At 58.9% G+C, this 16,312-nt stretch carries 12 protein-coding genes; 8 read left to right on the top strand and 4 right to left on the bottom strand.

Annotated elements, in window-relative coordinates; translation table 11 throughout:
- The first annotated feature begins 50 nt into the window (after nucleotides 1-50).
- From SPHFLASMR4Y_RS03070 to SPHFLASMR4Y_RS03090, 5 genes are all read left to right on the top strand, one after another.
- Nucleotides 51-1,442, top strand: a complete 1,392-nt coding sequence (locus SPHFLASMR4Y_RS03070) for a short-chain fatty acyl-CoA regulator family protein (protein WP_089132254.1) — start codon at nucleotides 51-53, stop codon at nucleotides 1,440-1,442.
- A gap of 176 nt (nucleotides 1,443-1,618) precedes the next feature.
- On the top strand, nucleotides 1,619-3,007 hold the full coding sequence (locus SPHFLASMR4Y_RS03075; RefSeq protein ID WP_089134641.1) for a TIGR03013 family XrtA/PEP-CTERM system glycosyltransferase: 1,389 nt from the start codon (nucleotides 1,619-1,621) through the stop codon (nucleotides 3,005-3,007).
- Between the two features lies 1 nt (nucleotide 3,008).
- A complete protein-coding gene (gene prsK / locus SPHFLASMR4Y_RS03080) occupies nucleotides 3,009-5,105 on the top strand; it encodes an XrtA/PEP-CTERM system histidine kinase PrsK (RefSeq protein WP_089132255.1) in 2,097 nt (698 codons plus the stop codon).
- Entirely contained in the window at nucleotides 5,102-6,487 is a 1,386-nt protein-coding gene (gene prsR / locus SPHFLASMR4Y_RS03085) for a PEP-CTERM-box response regulator transcription factor (protein ID WP_260807049.1), read from the top strand. Before prsK ends, prsR begins: the two co-directional genes overlap by 4 nt.
- Nucleotides 6,488-6,489: 2 nt before the next feature.
- Nucleotides 6,490-8,493: a tetratricopeptide repeat protein gene (locus tag SPHFLASMR4Y_RS03090; RefSeq protein WP_089132256.1), complete on the top strand. Its 2,004-nt coding sequence runs from the start codon at nucleotides 6,490-6,492 to the stop codon at nucleotides 8,491-8,493.
- Between the two features lie 6 nt (nucleotides 8,494-8,499).
- Here SPHFLASMR4Y_RS03090 and SPHFLASMR4Y_RS03095 read toward each other — a convergent pair whose 3' ends face one another.
- Both SPHFLASMR4Y_RS03095 and SPHFLASMR4Y_RS03100 read right to left on the bottom strand, forming a co-directional pair.
- The gene (locus tag SPHFLASMR4Y_RS03095) at nucleotides 8,500-8,844 is read right to left on the bottom strand and encodes a GntR family transcriptional regulator (protein WP_089132257.1); all 345 of its coding nucleotides are present in this window, start codon (nucleotides 8,842-8,844) and stop codon (nucleotides 8,500-8,502) included.
- 80 nt (nucleotides 8,845-8,924) lie between these two features.
- Nucleotides 8,925-9,527, bottom strand: coding sequence for a nitroreductase (locus SPHFLASMR4Y_RS03100; protein WP_089134643.1), 603 nt, complete (start codon nucleotides 9,525-9,527; stop codon nucleotides 8,925-8,927).
- 158 nt (nucleotides 9,528-9,685) lie between these two features.
- Between SPHFLASMR4Y_RS03100 and SPHFLASMR4Y_RS03105 the strand changes: the two genes are divergently transcribed.
- Genes SPHFLASMR4Y_RS03105 through SPHFLASMR4Y_RS03115 form a run of 3 tightly spaced genes read left to right on the top strand, consistent with a single transcriptional unit; the run spans nucleotide 9,686 to nucleotide 13,991 of the window.
- Nucleotides 9,686-11,281 carry a peptide MFS transporter gene (locus SPHFLASMR4Y_RS03105; protein ID WP_089132258.1) on the top strand — a complete coding sequence of 532 codons (1,596 nt, stop codon included), beginning with the start codon at nucleotides 9,686-9,688 and terminating at the stop codon, nucleotides 11,279-11,281.
- 17 nt (nucleotides 11,282-11,298) lie between these two features.
- The gene (locus SPHFLASMR4Y_RS03110; RefSeq protein ID WP_089132259.1) at nucleotides 11,299-12,699 is read left to right on the top strand and encodes an amidohydrolase; all 1,401 of its coding nucleotides are present in this window, start codon (nucleotides 11,299-11,301) and stop codon (nucleotides 12,697-12,699) included.
- Nucleotides 12,696-13,991: an amidohydrolase family protein gene (locus SPHFLASMR4Y_RS03115; RefSeq protein ID WP_089132260.1), complete on the top strand. Its 1,296-nt coding sequence runs from the start codon at nucleotides 12,696-12,698 to the stop codon at nucleotides 13,989-13,991. The genes SPHFLASMR4Y_RS03110 and SPHFLASMR4Y_RS03115 overlap by 4 nt, the downstream gene beginning before the upstream one ends.
- Nucleotides 13,992-13,994: 3 nt before the next feature.
- Here the strand turns inward: SPHFLASMR4Y_RS03115 and SPHFLASMR4Y_RS03120 are convergent, their stop codons facing one another.
- Together SPHFLASMR4Y_RS03120 and SPHFLASMR4Y_RS03125 are read right to left on the bottom strand one after the other, a co-directional pair.
- Nucleotides 13,995-14,987, bottom strand: a complete 993-nt coding sequence (locus SPHFLASMR4Y_RS03120) for an aldo/keto reductase (RefSeq protein ID WP_089132261.1) — start codon at nucleotides 14,985-14,987, stop codon at nucleotides 13,995-13,997.
- Entirely contained in the window at nucleotides 14,984-16,204 is a 1,221-nt protein-coding gene (locus SPHFLASMR4Y_RS03125) for a dicarboxylate/amino acid:cation symporter (RefSeq protein WP_089132262.1), read from the bottom strand. The genes SPHFLASMR4Y_RS03120 and SPHFLASMR4Y_RS03125 overlap by 4 nt, the downstream gene beginning before the upstream one ends.
- Nucleotides 16,205-16,312 lie beyond the last annotated feature (108 nt).

A 16,312-nucleotide genomic window follows, 5' to 3' on the forward strand; every position in this document is an offset into this window, starting at 1 on the left:
ATCTGGCAATATATCTTGAAATTCTGTAAATTTATTTACATAGACACCCGATGACCGTTCAGAAACTTTTTGCCGGAGCCGCGATCAAGCGGCTTCGCCGCAGTGCTTCGATGACGCAGGTTGCACTGGCCGAAGCGCTCGACATTTCGCCGAGCTATCTCAATCTGATCGAGCGCAACCAGCGACCATTGAGCGCGCGGCTGATGCTTCTTCTGGCCGAAAGATTCGATTTTGATCCACGGCAGCTGATCGCTGCAGAACCCGGTGGCGGTATTGATGCAATCCGTCAGCGGCTGGCCAGCCCGCTGTTCGAGGACTTGTCCATCGACCGCTCGGAGCTGGAGGAATGGCTGATCGCTTCGCCCAATACGGCGGAAGCCTTTGCCCGTCTCTTTGACAGTCGCAAGACCGGCGATGAGACAGAAGGCAATCGTGCACCCGATCCGATCCAGGCGGTTCGCCGTGAAATCGAACGCTGGCGCAACCATTTCGCTGATCTCGATTCAATGGCCGAGGAACTGGCCGACGAGCTGAGGCTGGGGGCGGGTGATCTTTATGGAGCGATTACGGAAAGACTGCGGGTCAAGCATCAGCTGACGATCCGGATCCTGCCGGAAACCGTGCTTCCCGACAAGCTGCGCCGGCTCGATCTGCACGCCCGGCAGTTGCAGCTTTCGGAAATGCTCGATCCGGCATCGCGCACGTTTCAGGCCGCGCTTCTGCTCGGCCAGATCGAGGCAAAGGCAGAAATAGACGCGCTGGCAGCGGGCGGAAAATTTACCGACCGGGCGGCAGAGAAACTGTTCCGGCGTCATCTGTCGGGCTATTTTGCCGCCGCATTGATGATGCCCTATGGCCGGTTTCTGAAAGCATGCGAACAGAGCGGCTACCGGATCCAGTTGCTCCAGCGCCGCTTTGGTGCGGGTTTCGAGCAGGTGGCCCATCGTCTGACCACCTTGCAGCGTGTGGGCTCGCGCGGGCTTCCGTTTTTCATGGTTCGTATCGACCGTTCCGGCATGATTTCCAAACGATATGCCGGGGCGAGCAACGCGCCGCTGGTCGAAAGCGCCCATCGTTGTCCGCTGTGGGATATCCACCGGGTGTTTGAGCAGCCGGCAGAAATCCGCTCGCAACTGGTCGCGCTGGAAGACGGTTCGACCTGGTTCACCCTGTCGCGCGCTGTTCAGGGGATCGGCTCGGGCGCTGGCGGACATACGCCTGCTTTTGCGATCGGGCTCGGGGTTTCCGCGGATGTGGCGTCCGCGCTCTATTATGCCCGGGGCAAGGATCTGGCGATCGAGCAGGCGGATGCTATCGGCCTTGGTTGCACCGCCTGTACCCGTCCGCAATGTTCGCAACGATCCGCCCCGCCGCGCAGCCGCGCGCTCAAATTTGACGAAAGAGAACGCGGTCTGACGCCCTTTGATTTCGTCAATGACTAGGATTTTGCGCTGATATCATCCGTGTAAACCGGCGTTTACGCTGCCGGCCGACTGTCGGTATATTGAACAATATCGACGAAACAGGGCGCCTGCGCGCATTTTATTCTGTAAAATTTACCGACAGATAACGAATTTTCCTTATGGCCAATGCGGACCAAGGAAAGATGACGCGCGATATGATCCGATTGTTCAAACATTATATTCCATACCCCGTGATCTTTCTGGGTTTTATCGACTTTGTGCTGTTGCTTGCAGCAGCAGAAGTCGGCTGGATTCTCCGTGCTTTGCAAATCAACATGGAGGTCGGGAGCCTCTCTGACCGACCGGCACCGATCTTCAGTTTCGCCTTCGCCCTGCAACTTGCACTGATCGCGGTCGGTGTATACGGATCGGAAGCGTTGCAATCCCTGCGCTTTGCCACCGCCCGCATTCTGGTCGCGATTTCCCTGGGGGTGATTTTCGTTTCACTGCTGGCATTCGTGCTGCCCGGTATCACGCTCTGGCGCTCCAATTCCCTCTATGCGATGATATGCGCGATCACCTTTCTGATGATCATTCGCATCTTGCTGGGGACCATGCTCGACAGCGATATTTTTAAACGGCGGCTTCTGGTTCTGGGAGCTGGCCCCCGGGCCGCGCGTATTGCCGCGCTGGAAAAACGCCCGGATTCCGGCTTCATTGTTTCCGGCTATGTCGCGATGAACGAAGGCGCGAGCGTGATCGACAGCGCGGTACGCCGTCAGGATATTGACAATTTGCCGCAGCATGTGATCGATCTGGAGGTCAGCGAAGTCGTTCTGGCGCTCGAAGAGCGCCGCAATGCGCTGCCGGTTGCTGATTTGCTGACGATCAAGACCACCGGTGTTCATGTCAATGACCTGTCCAGCTTTCTCGAACGCGAAACCGGTCGGGTGGATCTGGACAGCGTCAACCCGAGCTGGTTCATCTTTTCCGATGGATTTTCGTCAGGACGAAGGCTTTCGACCATTTTCAAACGGGGCTTTGATATATTCCTGAGCTTCATGCTGCTGCTGCTGACAGGGCCAATAATTCTGCTCTTTGCGGTGCTGATCCGGCTGGAAAGCCGTGGCGGATCATTTTTCAAGCAGGAACGGGTCGGTCTTTATGGCCAGACGTTCAACATTCTGAAACTGCGTTCCATGCGCGCTGATGCGGAAGCCAATGGCGAGGCGATCTGGGCGAGCGAAAATGATCCGCGGATCACGCGTATCGGCAATTTCATTCGCAAGGTGCGGATTGACGAGCTGCCGCAGGCCTGGAGCGTGTTGAAGGGCGAAATGAGCTTCGTGGGCCCGCGTCCCGAACGGCCGCAATTTGTCGACGATCTGCAAACGCAGATGCCCTATTATCCCGAACGGCATATCGTCAAGCCGGGGATTACCGGATGGGCCCAGATCAACTATCCCTACGGGGCGTCGACCGAAGATGCCCGGCACAAGCTGGAATATGATCTCTATTATGCCAAAAATTACACGCCTTTCCTCGATCTGCTGATCATCCTGCAGACCATAAGGGTGGTATTGTGGCCGGAAGGCGCGCGCTAGGATGGCGTCGCTTCTCGATTATATCAGCCTGTTCGGACATGGCATAGCGGCCGCGCTTTTCGGCGCGCTGGCGATCTGGCAGTTCCAGCGCAAGATCGACCGCAACAGCAAGCAGGTCTGGTTGATCATCGCGATCACGCTGACCAGTTTCTGGGCGCTGTCAATCGCGGTTGAAGGCTATCTGTCACCGATATCGCGATTTTCCGAAAGCCTGCGCAATTTTGCCTGGCTCGCCTTCATGTTCATCCTGCTGCGCGCAGGCGAGGGGCGCGACGAGCCGAAAACGGTGAATGGCATCTATGCTGCACTTGCCTTTGTGCTTCTTGGCCAGTTGCTCGTCGATTCCATGATTCCCGCCTTTTCAGACAGTCCGAATCTGGAAAGCGTGACCCTGTATACATCGCTGGTTTTGCGGATGATCTTTGCCGTCGGCGCGCTGGTGCTTGTGCACAATCTCTATTCGATTTCCGCGCCGGAAACCCGCTGGGGTATCCGGCTGCCGATGGCATCGCTCGCGGCGATCTGGACTTACGATCTCAACCTGTTCACGATCACCTATCTCACCCAGAGCACGCCGCTGGAACTGCATGCAATGCGTGGACCGATGATGGCGGTGATCGCGCCGATCCTGGCGCTTGCATCCTTGCGCAACACCGAATGGAACCTGAAACTGTCGCGCAGCGTTGCCTTCCGCTCCTTGTCGCTGGTGGCGATCGGCAGCTATTTGCTGATGATGGTCGTGATCGCGACAGCGTTGCAGATCATCGGCGGCGACTATGCCCGCCTTGCCCAGATCAGCTTCCTGTTCGGGGCGACCATCGGCGCCTTGCTGCTGCTGCCGTCGGGCCGTTTTCGTGCCTGGTTCAAGGTCAAGCTGGCCAAGAATTTTTTCCAGCATCGTTATGATTACCGGTCGGAGTGGATCCGCTTCACTGATACGATCGGGCGGCCCGGACCCGAAAGCGCGCCCTTCCACGAACGCGTGATCAAGGCGATCGCGGATATAACGGAATCGCCCGCCGGCATTTTGCTGATGCCCGACGAGTCTGGCCAACTGGTGCTGCAATCGCGCTGGAACTGGTCGTCGCTCGACGTCCCGGCGCGTGCCTGTACGACCCAAACCATCCCCTTTCTGGAGCGCACCAATCATATCGTCGAATTCGACGCCTTGCGTGCGGGCAAGGATGACCAGTGCGATGCCGCCGCCATTCCCGACTGGATGAGCAAGGATGACCAGGCGTGGGTAGCGGTTCCGCTGGTACATTTCGATCGGCTTGCCGGCCTGATGCTGCTGGCCCGGCCCAGGATCGATCGCAAACTGGATTGGGAAGATCTGGATATGCTGCGCGTGGTCGGTCGCCAGGTCGCCAGCTATCTGGCGGAATCGCGCAGTCAGGAGACCCTGTCGGAGGCGCAAAGGTTTGACGAGTTCAATCGCCGGATGGCCTTCATCATGCACGATATCAAGAATCTTGTCAGCCAGCTCAGTCTGCTCGCGCGCAATGCCAAGCGCCATGCCGACAATCCGGAATTCCAGTCGGACATGATCGAAACACTGCAGGATTCAGCCGACAAGATGAACGGTTTGCTGGAACGCCTGTCGCAGCACAACAAGAGCAATCCGGAAGAACCGAAGTCGGTCAAGGTAGCCGATCTGATCCGCTCTATTATCGAGAAGAAGCGCTTGCTGCACAGTCTGGAAAGCAGTCATGTGGAAGACCTGACGGTCTTCGCGGATCCTGCAAGGGTTGAACAGATTCTGGGCAATCTGATCCAGAACGCGATTGACGCCAGCCCGGACGGCCAGACGATAACGATCAACGCGCGCCGGCGCGACCTGAGCGTGGCGATCGAAGTCTGTGATCAGGGAACGGGTATGTCCGCCGAATTCATCCGCAACCAGCTTTTCAAACCCTTTGCATCGAGCAAGCAGGGCGGGTTCGGCATTGGCGCCTATGAAGCTCGCGAACTGGCGAGGGCAATGAAGGGGCGTCTGGAAGTCGAAAGCACCGAGAATGTGGGGAGCCGGTTCACCTTGATTCTCCCGCTCGCCACGCATCTACCGAATGATATTCCCGCAGACGAAAGGGCAGCATGATGCCACATAGAGAGCAACCACCAAAAGAGAAGCTGCTGATCGTCGAAGACGATCCGGGTCTGCAGAAACAGCTGAAATGGGCTTATGACGATTTCGAGGTGATTATCGCTGGCGATCGCGAAACCGCGATCGAGAAGCTGCGCTCGGAAGAGCCGGATGTCGTGACACTCGACCTTGGTCTGCCGCCGGATCCGGATGGCACCACCGAAGGTTTTGCAACGATGGAGGCGATATTGAGCCTGAAGCCCGATACCAAGGTCATTGTTGCATCCGGCCATGGCGAGAAAGCCAGCGCGCTGCGCGCCATTTCCGGCGGTGCCTGGGACTTTTACCAGAAACCGGTGGACATTGACGAGTTGGGCCTGATCGTCCGTCGGGCTTTTCATGTCCGCAATCTGGAACAGGAAAATGCCAGCCTGGCCGCCAAGAGCAATGGCGAAGGTTATATATTGGGCGGCATTATCACGGGCGCGCCGGAAATGCTGAAAGTGGCTCAAATGGTCGAGCGCGTGGCCAATACCAATGCGTCGGTGATGCTTCTGGGCGCCAGCGGAACCGGCAAGGAGTTGCTGGCCAGAGGTCTGCACGATTGCAGCGACCGGCGCGACAAGGCCTTTGTCGCAATCAATTGTGCGGCCATTCCCGAAAACCTTCTGGAATCCGAATTGTTCGGCCATGAAAAGGGTGCATTTACCGGGGCCATCAAGACGACCGAGGGGAAGATCGAACAGGCGGATGGCGGCACCCTGTTCCTCGATGAAGTTGGCGATATCCCATTGCCGCTGCAGGTCAAATTGCTGCGCTTTCTCCAGGAGCGGGTGATCGAGCGGATTGGCGGGCGCAAGGCCATCGCTGTCGACACGCGGATCGTGTGTGCGACCCACCAGAATCTTGAAACCATGATCAGCACCAATGATTTTCGCGAGGATCTATATTATCGCCTGGCCGAAATCGTCATCAAGATTCCGCCTCTTGCCGAACGATCAGGGGATGCCAGCCTGCTTGCCCGGCATTTCCAGAAGAAATTTGCTGCCGAGATCAATCCGGCCGTCAAGGGGCTGGCGCCCGACGCTCTGGCTGCGCTGGAAGCCTGGCACTGGCCCGGCAATGTCCGCGAACTGGAAAACCGGATCAAGCGTGCGGTGATCATGGCTGATGGCAAAATGGTCAGCGCCCATGATCTCGACCTGGATGTCGATGAAAATGCCGCAACTGATCTGCTGAACCTGAAAGCGGCGCGCGAGGCGGCCGACCGATCGGCGATCCTGCGCGCGATTTCCCAGACCAGCGGTAATATATCCAATGCTGCCAAATTGCTCGGGATCAGCCGTCCGACGCTTTATGATCTGCTCAAGCAATATAAGTTGCAGCAAGCCAGCTGAATATGACGATTGCTCTTGTCCAGAAACTCCGGCTGACCAGCAAACCGGTCCTGCTGGGTCTGGCGCTGGCAGTGGCTCTGGCCGCTGCTCCGTCGGCCATCTATGGCGCCAGTGAGGGCAATGAAGAAGCGCGCGCCGCCTTCGCCAAGGCCGCGCAATTCCGTGCTCAGCGGGACGCTCGATCAGCGCGGATCGAACTGATGAATGCGATCAAGGCCGATCCGGACTGGATTGCCCCGCGCGTCGCACAGGCGAAAGTGCTGCTGAAGCTCAGGGATGGTATCGGGGCGGAGGCGGAACTGGACCGGGCGGTGCAACTCGGCATCGATCCTGCGGCGGTGCGGCATCTCTATGGCCATGCCTATTCGCTGCAAGGCAAGGTGGACAAGGCGCGCGAACAACTGTCGGCCAGTGACATCCCGCCTGAATACGCGGGCTATGCGGCCCGGATATTGGGCAGGGTCGCGCTGCAGATGGGCGATGAGTCACTGGCAGGCGCGGCCTATAACCGGGCCATGGCGCTGGACCGTACAAATCCGGACCTGTGGGTCGATATCGCCCGCTTTCGTTCGGCCTCCGGGGATCAGGCGGGCGCGACCAATGCGGTTGACGAAGCCGTCAGGCTGGACCCTGTCAATGTCCGGGCGCTGCAATATCGCGGCGAGCTGCTGCGCTTCCAGTTCGGACTGGGGGCGGCCTTGCCCTGGTTCGAACGGGCGCTCCAGCTTGATCCCAATGATATCCCCTTGCTGACTGAATATGCGGCAACATTGGGGGATATGGGCCGGATGACCGACATGCTGGCCATCGCCCGCAAGATTATCGCGCTCGATGGCAAAAACCCGCGGGCTTTTTTCATGCAGGCGGTGCTCGCTGCCCGGGCCGGCAAATATGATCTTGCCAGACGGTTGATGCAGAAAACAGATGGTGTGATCGACAATGTTCCGGCGGTTCTGCTGGTGCAGGGCATTATCGCCCATGGCGAAGGCAATCACAATGCCGCCGTGGACAAGTTCCAGCGACTGGTTTCGATGCAGCCGAACAACCGGCAGGCGCAAAATCTGCTGGCGCGGTCGCTCTATCTTGCCGGAAGTGCAGGCGATGCGGTCGATATCCTGATTCCGCAGGTCAATCGCAGCGGCGCCGATCCCTATGCCTTGTGGCTGGCGGGCCGGGCGCTGGAATCGATCGGCGAGCGGGGGCAGGCGGCCGCGGTCATGAACCGCGCCGCCGTTCATGATTATGGCCGGGAAAGCGCCTTCATGGCGGCTGCGCCGCTCAATGTGTTGCGGGCTGAGGCCCAACGCAATCCTAGCGATGCCCGGGTGGTCGTGCCTTATATCCGGGCGCTGTATAATGCTGCCGACTATGATGCCGCCTTCGCCGAAGCCAAGCGCTTGCAGCAGGGCAACAAGGGCGCGAGTGCTGCGCATATACTGGTCGCCGATGTGGCGGCGGCCATGGGCAATTATGACGAGGCTCTGGATGCGCTGGAACAGGCGCGTAATATCCGTTTTTCCGAATCGGTGATGCTGCGTCTTGTCGAAGTGTTGCGGGCCAGGGGAGATATGCAGCAAGCGGGTGAAGATCTGGCACAATATCTTAGCTATAATCCCGGCAATATCGCCGGTTTGCGCTGGATGGCCTATGCCCATCTGGAAACCGAAAGCTGGTCGGTCGCTGCTCAGATACTCGAAAATCTGCGCGAGCGGATCGGCGACAATGATGCCCTGATCATGGCGGGGCTGACGCAGGCCTATACCGGTCTCGGGGAGACCGATAAGGCGATTGCCGCAGGCCGGATAGCCTATCGAGTGCAGCCGTCAAGTCCGGTGGTGACGCATCTCTATGGACTGGCCCTGCTGGCCGATGAGAGCCGCCGGAAAAATGCCATCAGCCTGCTGAAAAAGGCAGTGGCGATCATGCCGGACAATCCGGTCTATCGCAAAAGCCTGCGGCTTGCTTATGCAAGGCAGCGTGCGGGGCAGGGGAAAGGCACGGGCTGAACCCGTTCAGGCGTTGCTTTTCACCAGATCATCGATCGACAGGTCCAGCCGTTTCATCTGGCGTTCGACCGGAGGCCAGATATTCCTGATGAAATCTTCTCTTTGCGCGAGCCGCAGGCGGTTTTTCGCACCGGCTGCGACGAACATGCCGACGCCGCGCTTCACCGTGACCAGCCCGTCTTCCTGAAAGCCCTGATAGGCTTTGGCGACGGTCAGCGGGTTGGCGCCCTGTTCCGCTGCAAACACGCGGACCGACGGCAACATATCGCCTTCGCCATATTCCCCATCCAATATGGAATCGGAAATAATGTCCCGCAATTTCAGATAGACCGGTTTGTTGCTGTTGTTCATGCTGCTACACTGCCATAATACAGCGATGCAGACAAGGTGAAAGTTCCGTTTTCTCGGGAGCTTGGCCTAGTATTTACCTGCTAATCTTGCGTTGCCGGATCCCAGAAGGACAATATTTGTTCCAGATCGGGCCGGGGGCGTTCGGACAATTCGGCGCCGGCCGTCCCGAGAAAAAGGAAACCGGCAATTTTCTCCGGAGCTGCACCAAACAGGTCGCGGACATCGTCATTGAAGGCCGGCCAGCCGGTGATCCAGCTACCGACAAAGCCCAGGGCGTGGGTAGCGTGAAGAATGTTCATGGCAAAGGCGCCGCAGCTGAGTTCCTGTTCCCATAGCGGGATTTTGGTCGATTCGACCGGCGAATAGATCAGGACAAGCAGGGTCGGTGCCTGTCGGGCCATCGACTCGAGCGATTCGAGCTCCATTCGGCCGGCATCCGGTCGTTCTTTCAGATAGGCCTTGTGGATGCCCTCGACCAACCGGCTGCGCTGATCGTCGCCGACCGCAACCACGCGCCAGGGCGCCAGCTTGCCATGGTCCGGCGTGCGCAGGGCGATTGCGACAATCTCTTCAATCTGCGACTTGCCGGGCCCGGGGGCGACCATATCGCGCGGCCGTCCGGACCGGCGGGAGGGAAGATAGCGGGCAAGGCTGCTGAGATCGTTGAATTGCTTTTCGGTCATATTCGTCACTTCGGAAGAGACGCACCCGATTGCAAGGCGAATTTGCGGAAAACCAGTCTCGCTTGAAACAATATGCTTCACTTGCGCATTTTTATCATTAGGGTGCGAGGCAACCGGGCCGATTATGCGGCCCAAATCTATAGCCGGGGAGTATTTATATGGCGGGAGCGTATCTGGAATCGGGTGATGCAAAGGGAACATTCCTTGGTCATCCCAAAGGGCTGTTCGTTCTGTTTTTTGCAGAAATGTGGGAACGTTTTTCCTATTATGGCATGCGCGCCCTGTTGATATTCTATCTGACCAAGCACTGGCTCTTTTCCGATAGCGAATCCGGGATCATTTACGGCGCCTATACGGCGCTGGTCTATATTACGCCGGTCGTCGGCGGTTATCTGGCTGACAAATATCTCGGGCAACGAAAGGCAGTACTATTTGGTGCCGTGCTGCTCACATTGGGACATTTTTTCATGGCTTTCGAGGGCGATGCGGGGGTTGGTCATGCCGACAATCCGATCATCAGCGTCTTCTGGCTGGCCCTCGCGCTGATCATCGTCGGTTCCGGTTTTCTGAAAGCCAATATCTCGGTGATCGTCGGCCAGCTCTATCCCCGTACCGATGTGCGGCGCGACGGCGCCTATACCATCTTCTATATGGGCATCAATCTCGGCGCCGCGCTGGGGTCGCTGCTTTGTGGCTATATCGGTGAAACCTATGGCTGGGCTTATGGTTTCGGTCTGGCCGGGATCGGAATGCTGCTTGGCCTGATCGTTTTCATCTGGGGCAAGCCGTTGCTGCTTGGTCGCGGCGAAGCCAAGGATCCGGAACTTCTGAACAAGCCTGTCGGCGGACTGAAACTGGAATGGTGGATGTATATCATCGGTCTGGTGCTGGTGGGTATCTGCTGGCTGGCCATCCAGTTCCAAGATATGGTCGGCTACGTGCTCGGCCTGTTCGGCGGCGCGCTGGTTCTCTATGTGCTGGTCACTGCCGTTACGAAGCTGGCGTCTGATGAACGGGACCGCATCTTTGCGGCCATGTTCCTGATCCTGACTTCGATCATATTCTGGGCTCTGTTCGAGCAGGCTGGTTCTTCGCTGAACCTGTTCACCGACCGTCATGTCGACCGGGCCGGTGTTCCCGCCTCGACCTTCCAGTCGATCAACGCGATCTACATTATCCTGCTGGCGCCGGTATTTGCCACAGTCTGGACAGTGATGGGACGCAAGGGCATCGAGCCATCCGCTCCGTTCAAATTCGGACTGGGTGTCGTCCAGGTTGGTCTCGGCTTTCTGGTTCTGGTCTGGGGCGCGCAGTCTGCCGGACTTGAAAATGCAACGCCGGTGATCTTCATCTTCCTGATCTACCTGCTGCACACAACCGGTGAACTCTGCCTGTCTCCGGTCGGTCTGTCGGCCATGAACCGACTGGCACCCGCACACATGGCAAGCCTGATCATGGGGACGTGGTTCTTCGCATCGGCAACGGGCAATTTTGCCGCGGGTCTTATCGCATCTGCCACTGGCGCAGAAGGTGTGGGAGAGGAAGCCGGCAAGCAGGTGGTGCTGGACGTCTATTCCACCGTTGGCTGGGTAGCGATTGCCGTAGGCATTGGTGTGCTCGTGGTGTCGCCGCTGATCAGAAATCTGATGCATCTCGACACGCTGAAGGACGACAATGTCGGCGATGATCTGGAAGGCCAGCGGGAAGTGGGCGAGCCACAGGCTGCCGGGGTCCATCCGTCGATCAAATCATAATATTGAGGGGCTTTGCTATGAAATATCGGGCTTTGCTGGCGCTGGCTGCCGGCGGATCGCTATTGGCTGGCTGCACGGCCAGCGCGGCGGATACCAATTCGGCGAGCGCTACGGCGCCAATTCAGTCGAGCAAGCCTGCAAGGACTGCCTTTCCCTCCACCTACAGAGCGTATCCTTCGGTTCCCACTGCCATCACCGGCGTGACCATTTACGACGGTGAGGGCGGCCGGATCGACCGCGGGACAGTGTTTATGGCGGGCGGCAAGATTTCCTCGATTGGTGGCCCCGAAACCGCGATACCGGCCGATACGACGATCATCGACGGCACCGGTAAATTTGTGACGCCGGGCATCATTGATGTGCACAGCCATCTGGGTGATTATCCGACGCCCAGCGTGGCGGCTCATGATGATGGCAACGAAGCCACTTCACCGGTCACGCCGGAAGTCTGGGCCGAACATAGCGTCTGGCCGCAGGACCCCGGCTTTTCCCGTGCCATGGCGAATGGCGGTATCACGGCGCTGCAGATCCTGCCCGGTTCGGCCAATCTGTTCGGAGGTCGCTCGGTGACGCTGAAAAACGTGCCTTCGCGAACCGTGCAGGGGATGAAATTTCCCGGCGCGCCTTATGGGATGAAAATGGCCTGTGGCGAAAATCCGAAGCGGGTTTACGGCAGCCGTAACCGCATGCCGTCCACCCGCATGGGCAATCTTGCACTCAACCGGCAGACCTGGATTGATGCGCAGGACTATCGCGACAAGCGCAAGGCCGGCAAGAGCCAGAAGCGCGACCTGGGCAAGGAAACGCTGGCCGGCGTGCTGGATGGCGATATTCTCGTCCACAATCACTGCTATCGCGCCGACGAGCTGGCCCAGATCATCGATATGTCGAAGGAATTCGGCTACAAGGTCACCGCCTTCCATCACGCGGTCGAAAGCTACAAGATCGCCGACATGCTGGCCGAAGAGGGGATTTGCTCGGCCGTCTGGGCCGACTGGTGGGGATTCAAGATGGAAGCCTATGACGCGATCCCGGAAAACGCGGCGCTGCTGCAGAAGGCCGGCGCCTGTGTGATCATCCATAGCGATGACGAGAACCAGATCCAGCGGCTCAACCAGGAAGCCGCCAAGGCGCTCGCCGATGGCCGGGCGATGGGCATAGAGATCAGCGACGCGCAGGCGATCCGCTGGATCACGCTCAACCCGGCAAAAGCCATGGGCATCGATGCAATGACCGGTAGCCTGAATCCCGGCAAGATGGCTGATCTGGTACTCTGGAATGATAATCCTCTCAGCGTTTACGCGCGGCCCGAGAAGGTCTGGATTGACGGTGCGCTGATGTTTGACAGCGCCGACCCGAACCGGAGACCCGTCAGCGACTTTGAACTCGGCCAGCCCGGTGAAGGAGACGTGAAATGAAGCGTTTTTCTCTGTTGCTCGCCTCCGCTGCGGCGCTGATTGCCGCGCCGGTTGCCGCCCAGACCACCGCGATTACCGGTGGCAAGCTTGTCATCGGTGACGGCAGCGCGCCGATTGAAGGCGGCACGGTATTGATCCGCAACGACCGGGTTGTCGCTGCCGGTGCCAATATTTCCATTCCCGCCGATGCGCGACGGATCGACGCCAGTGGCAAATGGGTAACGCCCGGCATTTTCGCCGGATTCAGCCGGATAGGTCTGGTCGAGGTCGGCGCGGTCAGCCAGACCAATGACATGAATGCCAGCCGTTCGCCCTTTTCCGCTGCGCTCGATGTGCAATATGCGATCAACCCATTTGCTTCCGCCGTTGCCGTAAACCGTGCCGCCGGAGTAACCCGAGCGGTTGTCTCTCCGAGCACGTCCGACTCCATTTTCGGAGGTTTCGGTGCGATTGCCGATCTTGGCCAGGATGAATATCCGATCACCCGGGCGCGCGCGTTTCAATTTGTCGAACTGGGTGAAACCGGCCACCGCAGGGCAGGGGGCAGCCGTTCCGCCTCGCACATTCACTTCCGCGCGCTGCTCGAGGAGGCTCGCACGTATGCGCGCAATCCGTCAGCCTTTGACAGCGATTTGCTCAAGGCATCGGATGCCAAAGCGTTGTTGCCGGTGATCAACGGCAGCACCAAATTGCTCATCCATGTCGAGAGCGCCAATGACATTCTGAAAGTCCTCGGCCTGCGCAAGGATTTCCCGGCCCTGAAAATGGTGCTGGTCGGTGCCAATGAAGGCTGGCGGGTTGCCGATCATATCGCCGCAGCGGGCGTGCCGGTGCTGGCATCTGCGCTTGCCGACCTGCCTTATGGTTTCGAGGACCTGGCTTCGACCCAGTCCAATATCGGGCGGATGAAGGATGCCGGTGTCAAGGTAGCCATTGGCATGATCAACGACCGGGATGCGCACCAGCTGCGCTATTCAGTGCAATATGCCGGTAATCTTGTCGCGCTCAACAAGGTGCCGCGCGCAACCGGACTTAGCTGGGACGAGGCCTTTGCCGCGATCAGCTCGGGGCCTGCAGAAATCATGGACATGGGCGGGCAACTGGGCTCGCTCAAGGCCGGTCGCCAGGCCGATGTGGTAATCTGGACCGGCGATCCGCTGGAGCTGTCGACCCAGGTGGAAAAGGTGATCATCGACGGCGTTGACCAGTCGCTCAGCAACCGCCAGATGCGCCTGCGCGACCGCTATGCCAATCCGGCTCCGGGCGCCTTGCCAAAGGCCTATGACCGCTAGACCCTAGAGGCGGACCATCGACATCATGGTCTCGCCATAGCGCGGGCCGGCAGTGCCCCCGACCGGTGCTGCGGCTTCCAGCTCGTCGAGATCGTCTGTGGTGAGTTCTATATCGACAGCAGCCATACTGTCTTCCAAAGTGGCTCGCCGCTTGGAACCGGGAATGGGAACGATGAAGTCGCCCTGCGCCAATAGCCAGGCGAGGGCAATTTGCGCGGGTGAACAGTGATGCCGCGCGGCAACCGTCCTCACGACTTCGACCAGCTTCATGTTGAGCGCGAAATTTTCCTCCGAATAGCGTGGGTCATTGCGGCGATAATCATCCTCCGGAAGATCGTCACGGCTGCTGATCTGACCCGTCAGAAATCCGCGGCCCAACGGGCTATAGGGGACAAAGCCGATGCCGAGATCCTGACAGAGCGGCAGGATATCTTCCTCGACGCCGCGCTCCCACAGGGAATATTCAGACTGCAGGGCTGCAATCGGATGGATGGCGTGCGCTTTTTTCAGCGTCGCGGCTCCCGCTTCCGACAGGCCGAGATAGCGGACCTTGCCTTCGGTCACGAGATCGGCCATCGCGCCAACCGTATCCTCGATCGGCACATTGGGATCGACGCGATGCTGATAGAAGAGGTCAATCGTATCGACACCGAGACGTTTCAGCGATCCCTCGCAGGCCCGACGCACATTGGCCGGTGTGGAATCGACCCCGCGGACCTGTCCATCCTGTATTGCAAATCCGAATTTGCTGGCGATGATCAGGCGGTCGCGGCGACCGCTGATCGCCTGGCCCAGCAGTTCCTCGTTCAGATAGGGACCATAGACTTCCGCGGTGTCAAAAAAGGTTACCCCGAGCTCGATTGCCCGGTCAATGGTCGCCAGACTCTCGGCGCTGCTGGCCGTGCCGTACATGCTCTTGCCAATGCCTGCCATCGGCATGCAGCCGAGGCCAAGCGCGGAGACTTCAAGTTCCGGTCCGAGTTTGCGATATTTCATGTCAAATCTCCTTCGCTTCTGGCGATTGTGGCGGTCACGCTCATATTGGTGCTGACATTGGCGACTGTCCGGATGATATCAGGAAAGGTCTCGATCGCCAAAAGCAGAACCAGCGGTTCGATGGGCAGCCCCATGGCAATGCATATGGGGGCGATGGACGTGATGAAGCTGATTGACCCCGGCAGGCTGACGGCGCCCATGGTGGTGATTGCGGCGACGACCGCCCCGATGGCCAGCATGGCGAAGGACAATTCTATCCCCATCAGATGGGCGATATAGATCGCCACCGCCAGGTTCATGCAGGGGCCGGTGGCCCGGAAGAGAGCGACCGCAATCGGCAGCACGATATCGGCGGACCGTTCGCCTACGCCCATCGCTTTCACGCCGCTGACCATGGCCGGTAGCGAAGCGAGCGAGCTTTGCGTGGAAATCGCGACCGCCTGGGCCGGAGCGGAAGCCTTGAAGAAGACTATGGGGCCGCGCTTGCCACCGACAAAGGTGAGGACATAGCTGAAAATCCAGATCACGACGCCGACGCTGCTGACGATCAGCACATAATGGAGCAACGCGCCGAAGGCGGCCAGGCCGGCATTTGCGCCGACGCCCAGTGCCAGGGCAAAGACGCCGAGCGGTGCCAGAGCAAGCACCCACTGGATGAGGATCAACAACGCATCGGCAAGTGCATTGAAAAACTGGTCCAGCATCATTCGCTGGGTTTCGGGCAACCGGGTGATGGCAAAGGCAAAGGCCAGGGCGAAGACCATCAACGGAAGAACCGCGTCCTCTGCAGCGGCAGCAATCGCATTGGTCGGGATCAGCGCGCGCAGAAATTCGCTGAACGGCGGCACGTCTCCCGGTGGTGCTGCGCTGCCGAGCGCTGCGCGGAGGGCAGCGGCTGCATCGCCATCGAGCGGAAACAGCTCGAGCAGGGCGGGTGTCACCAGCGCGGCCATGGCAGAGGAGCACCAGAGAATGAAGATCATGAACCCGATCGCGCGCGCGGTCATCCGTCCGGCACGCGCCATCGATGCGGCCTTGCCGATACCGACGATGAGCAGCGTGAAAACAAGCGGGATGACGGTCATCCGCAAGGCATTGAGCCACATATTGCCGACCACATCGGCCGCTTCGACCAGCATAGCGTTTCTGGGACCGGCATAGAGGCCGGTCATTATGCCCAGGACCAGAGCAAGCAATATGATCAGCGCTTTTATCAATGGTCTGCCCCTTGTTTCCTGTGCTCGATATTATCCAGAGCCGGGGAACCATCAACCATGGCGGGCGGGTGCTGGCAAGGGGCGATTGCTGGTAAAATTCGCTATTGC

It is taken from the genome of Sphingorhabdus sp. SMR4y (assembly GCF_002218195.1).
GTDB lineage: Bacteria > Pseudomonadota > Alphaproteobacteria > Sphingomonadales > Sphingomonadaceae > Parasphingorhabdus.

Excerpts from the sequence above, each read along its gene's own strand:
- SPHFLASMR4Y_RS03120 (WP_089132261.1), bottom strand. The coding sequence starts at position 14,987 with ATGAAATATCGCAAACTCGGACCGGAACTTGAAGTCTCCGCGCTTGGC.
- SPHFLASMR4Y_RS03105 (WP_089132258.1), top strand. The coding sequence starts at position 9,686 with ATGGCGGGAGCGTATCTGGAATCGGGTGATGCAAAGGGAACATTCCTT.
- prsK (WP_089132255.1), top strand. The coding sequence starts at position 3,009 with ATGGCGTCGCTTCTCGATTATATCAGCCTGTTCGGACATGGCATAGCG.
- SPHFLASMR4Y_RS03095 (WP_089132257.1), bottom strand. The coding sequence starts at position 8,844 with ATGAACAACAGCAACAAACCGGTCTATCTGAAATTGCGGGACATTATT.
- prsR (WP_260807049.1), top strand. The coding sequence starts at position 5,102 with ATGATGCCACATAGAGAGCAACCACCAAAAGAGAAGCTGCTGATCGTC.
- SPHFLASMR4Y_RS03075 (WP_089134641.1), top strand. The coding sequence starts at position 1,619 with ATGATCCGATTGTTCAAACATTATATTCCATACCCCGTGATCTTTCTG.
- SPHFLASMR4Y_RS03100 (WP_089134643.1), bottom strand. The coding sequence starts at position 9,527 with ATGACCGAAAAGCAATTCAACGATCTCAGCAGCCTTGCCCGCTATCTT.
- SPHFLASMR4Y_RS03110 (WP_089132259.1), top strand. The coding sequence starts at position 11,299 with ATGAAATATCGGGCTTTGCTGGCGCTGGCTGCCGGCGGATCGCTATTG.
- SPHFLASMR4Y_RS03090 (WP_089132256.1), top strand. The coding sequence starts at position 6,490 with ATGACGATTGCTCTTGTCCAGAAACTCCGGCTGACCAGCAAACCGGTC.
- SPHFLASMR4Y_RS03115 (WP_089132260.1), top strand. The coding sequence starts at position 12,696 with ATGAAGCGTTTTTCTCTGTTGCTCGCCTCCGCTGCGGCGCTGATTGCC.
- SPHFLASMR4Y_RS03070 (WP_089132254.1), top strand. The coding sequence starts at position 51 with ATGACCGTTCAGAAACTTTTTGCCGGAGCCGCGATCAAGCGGCTTCGC.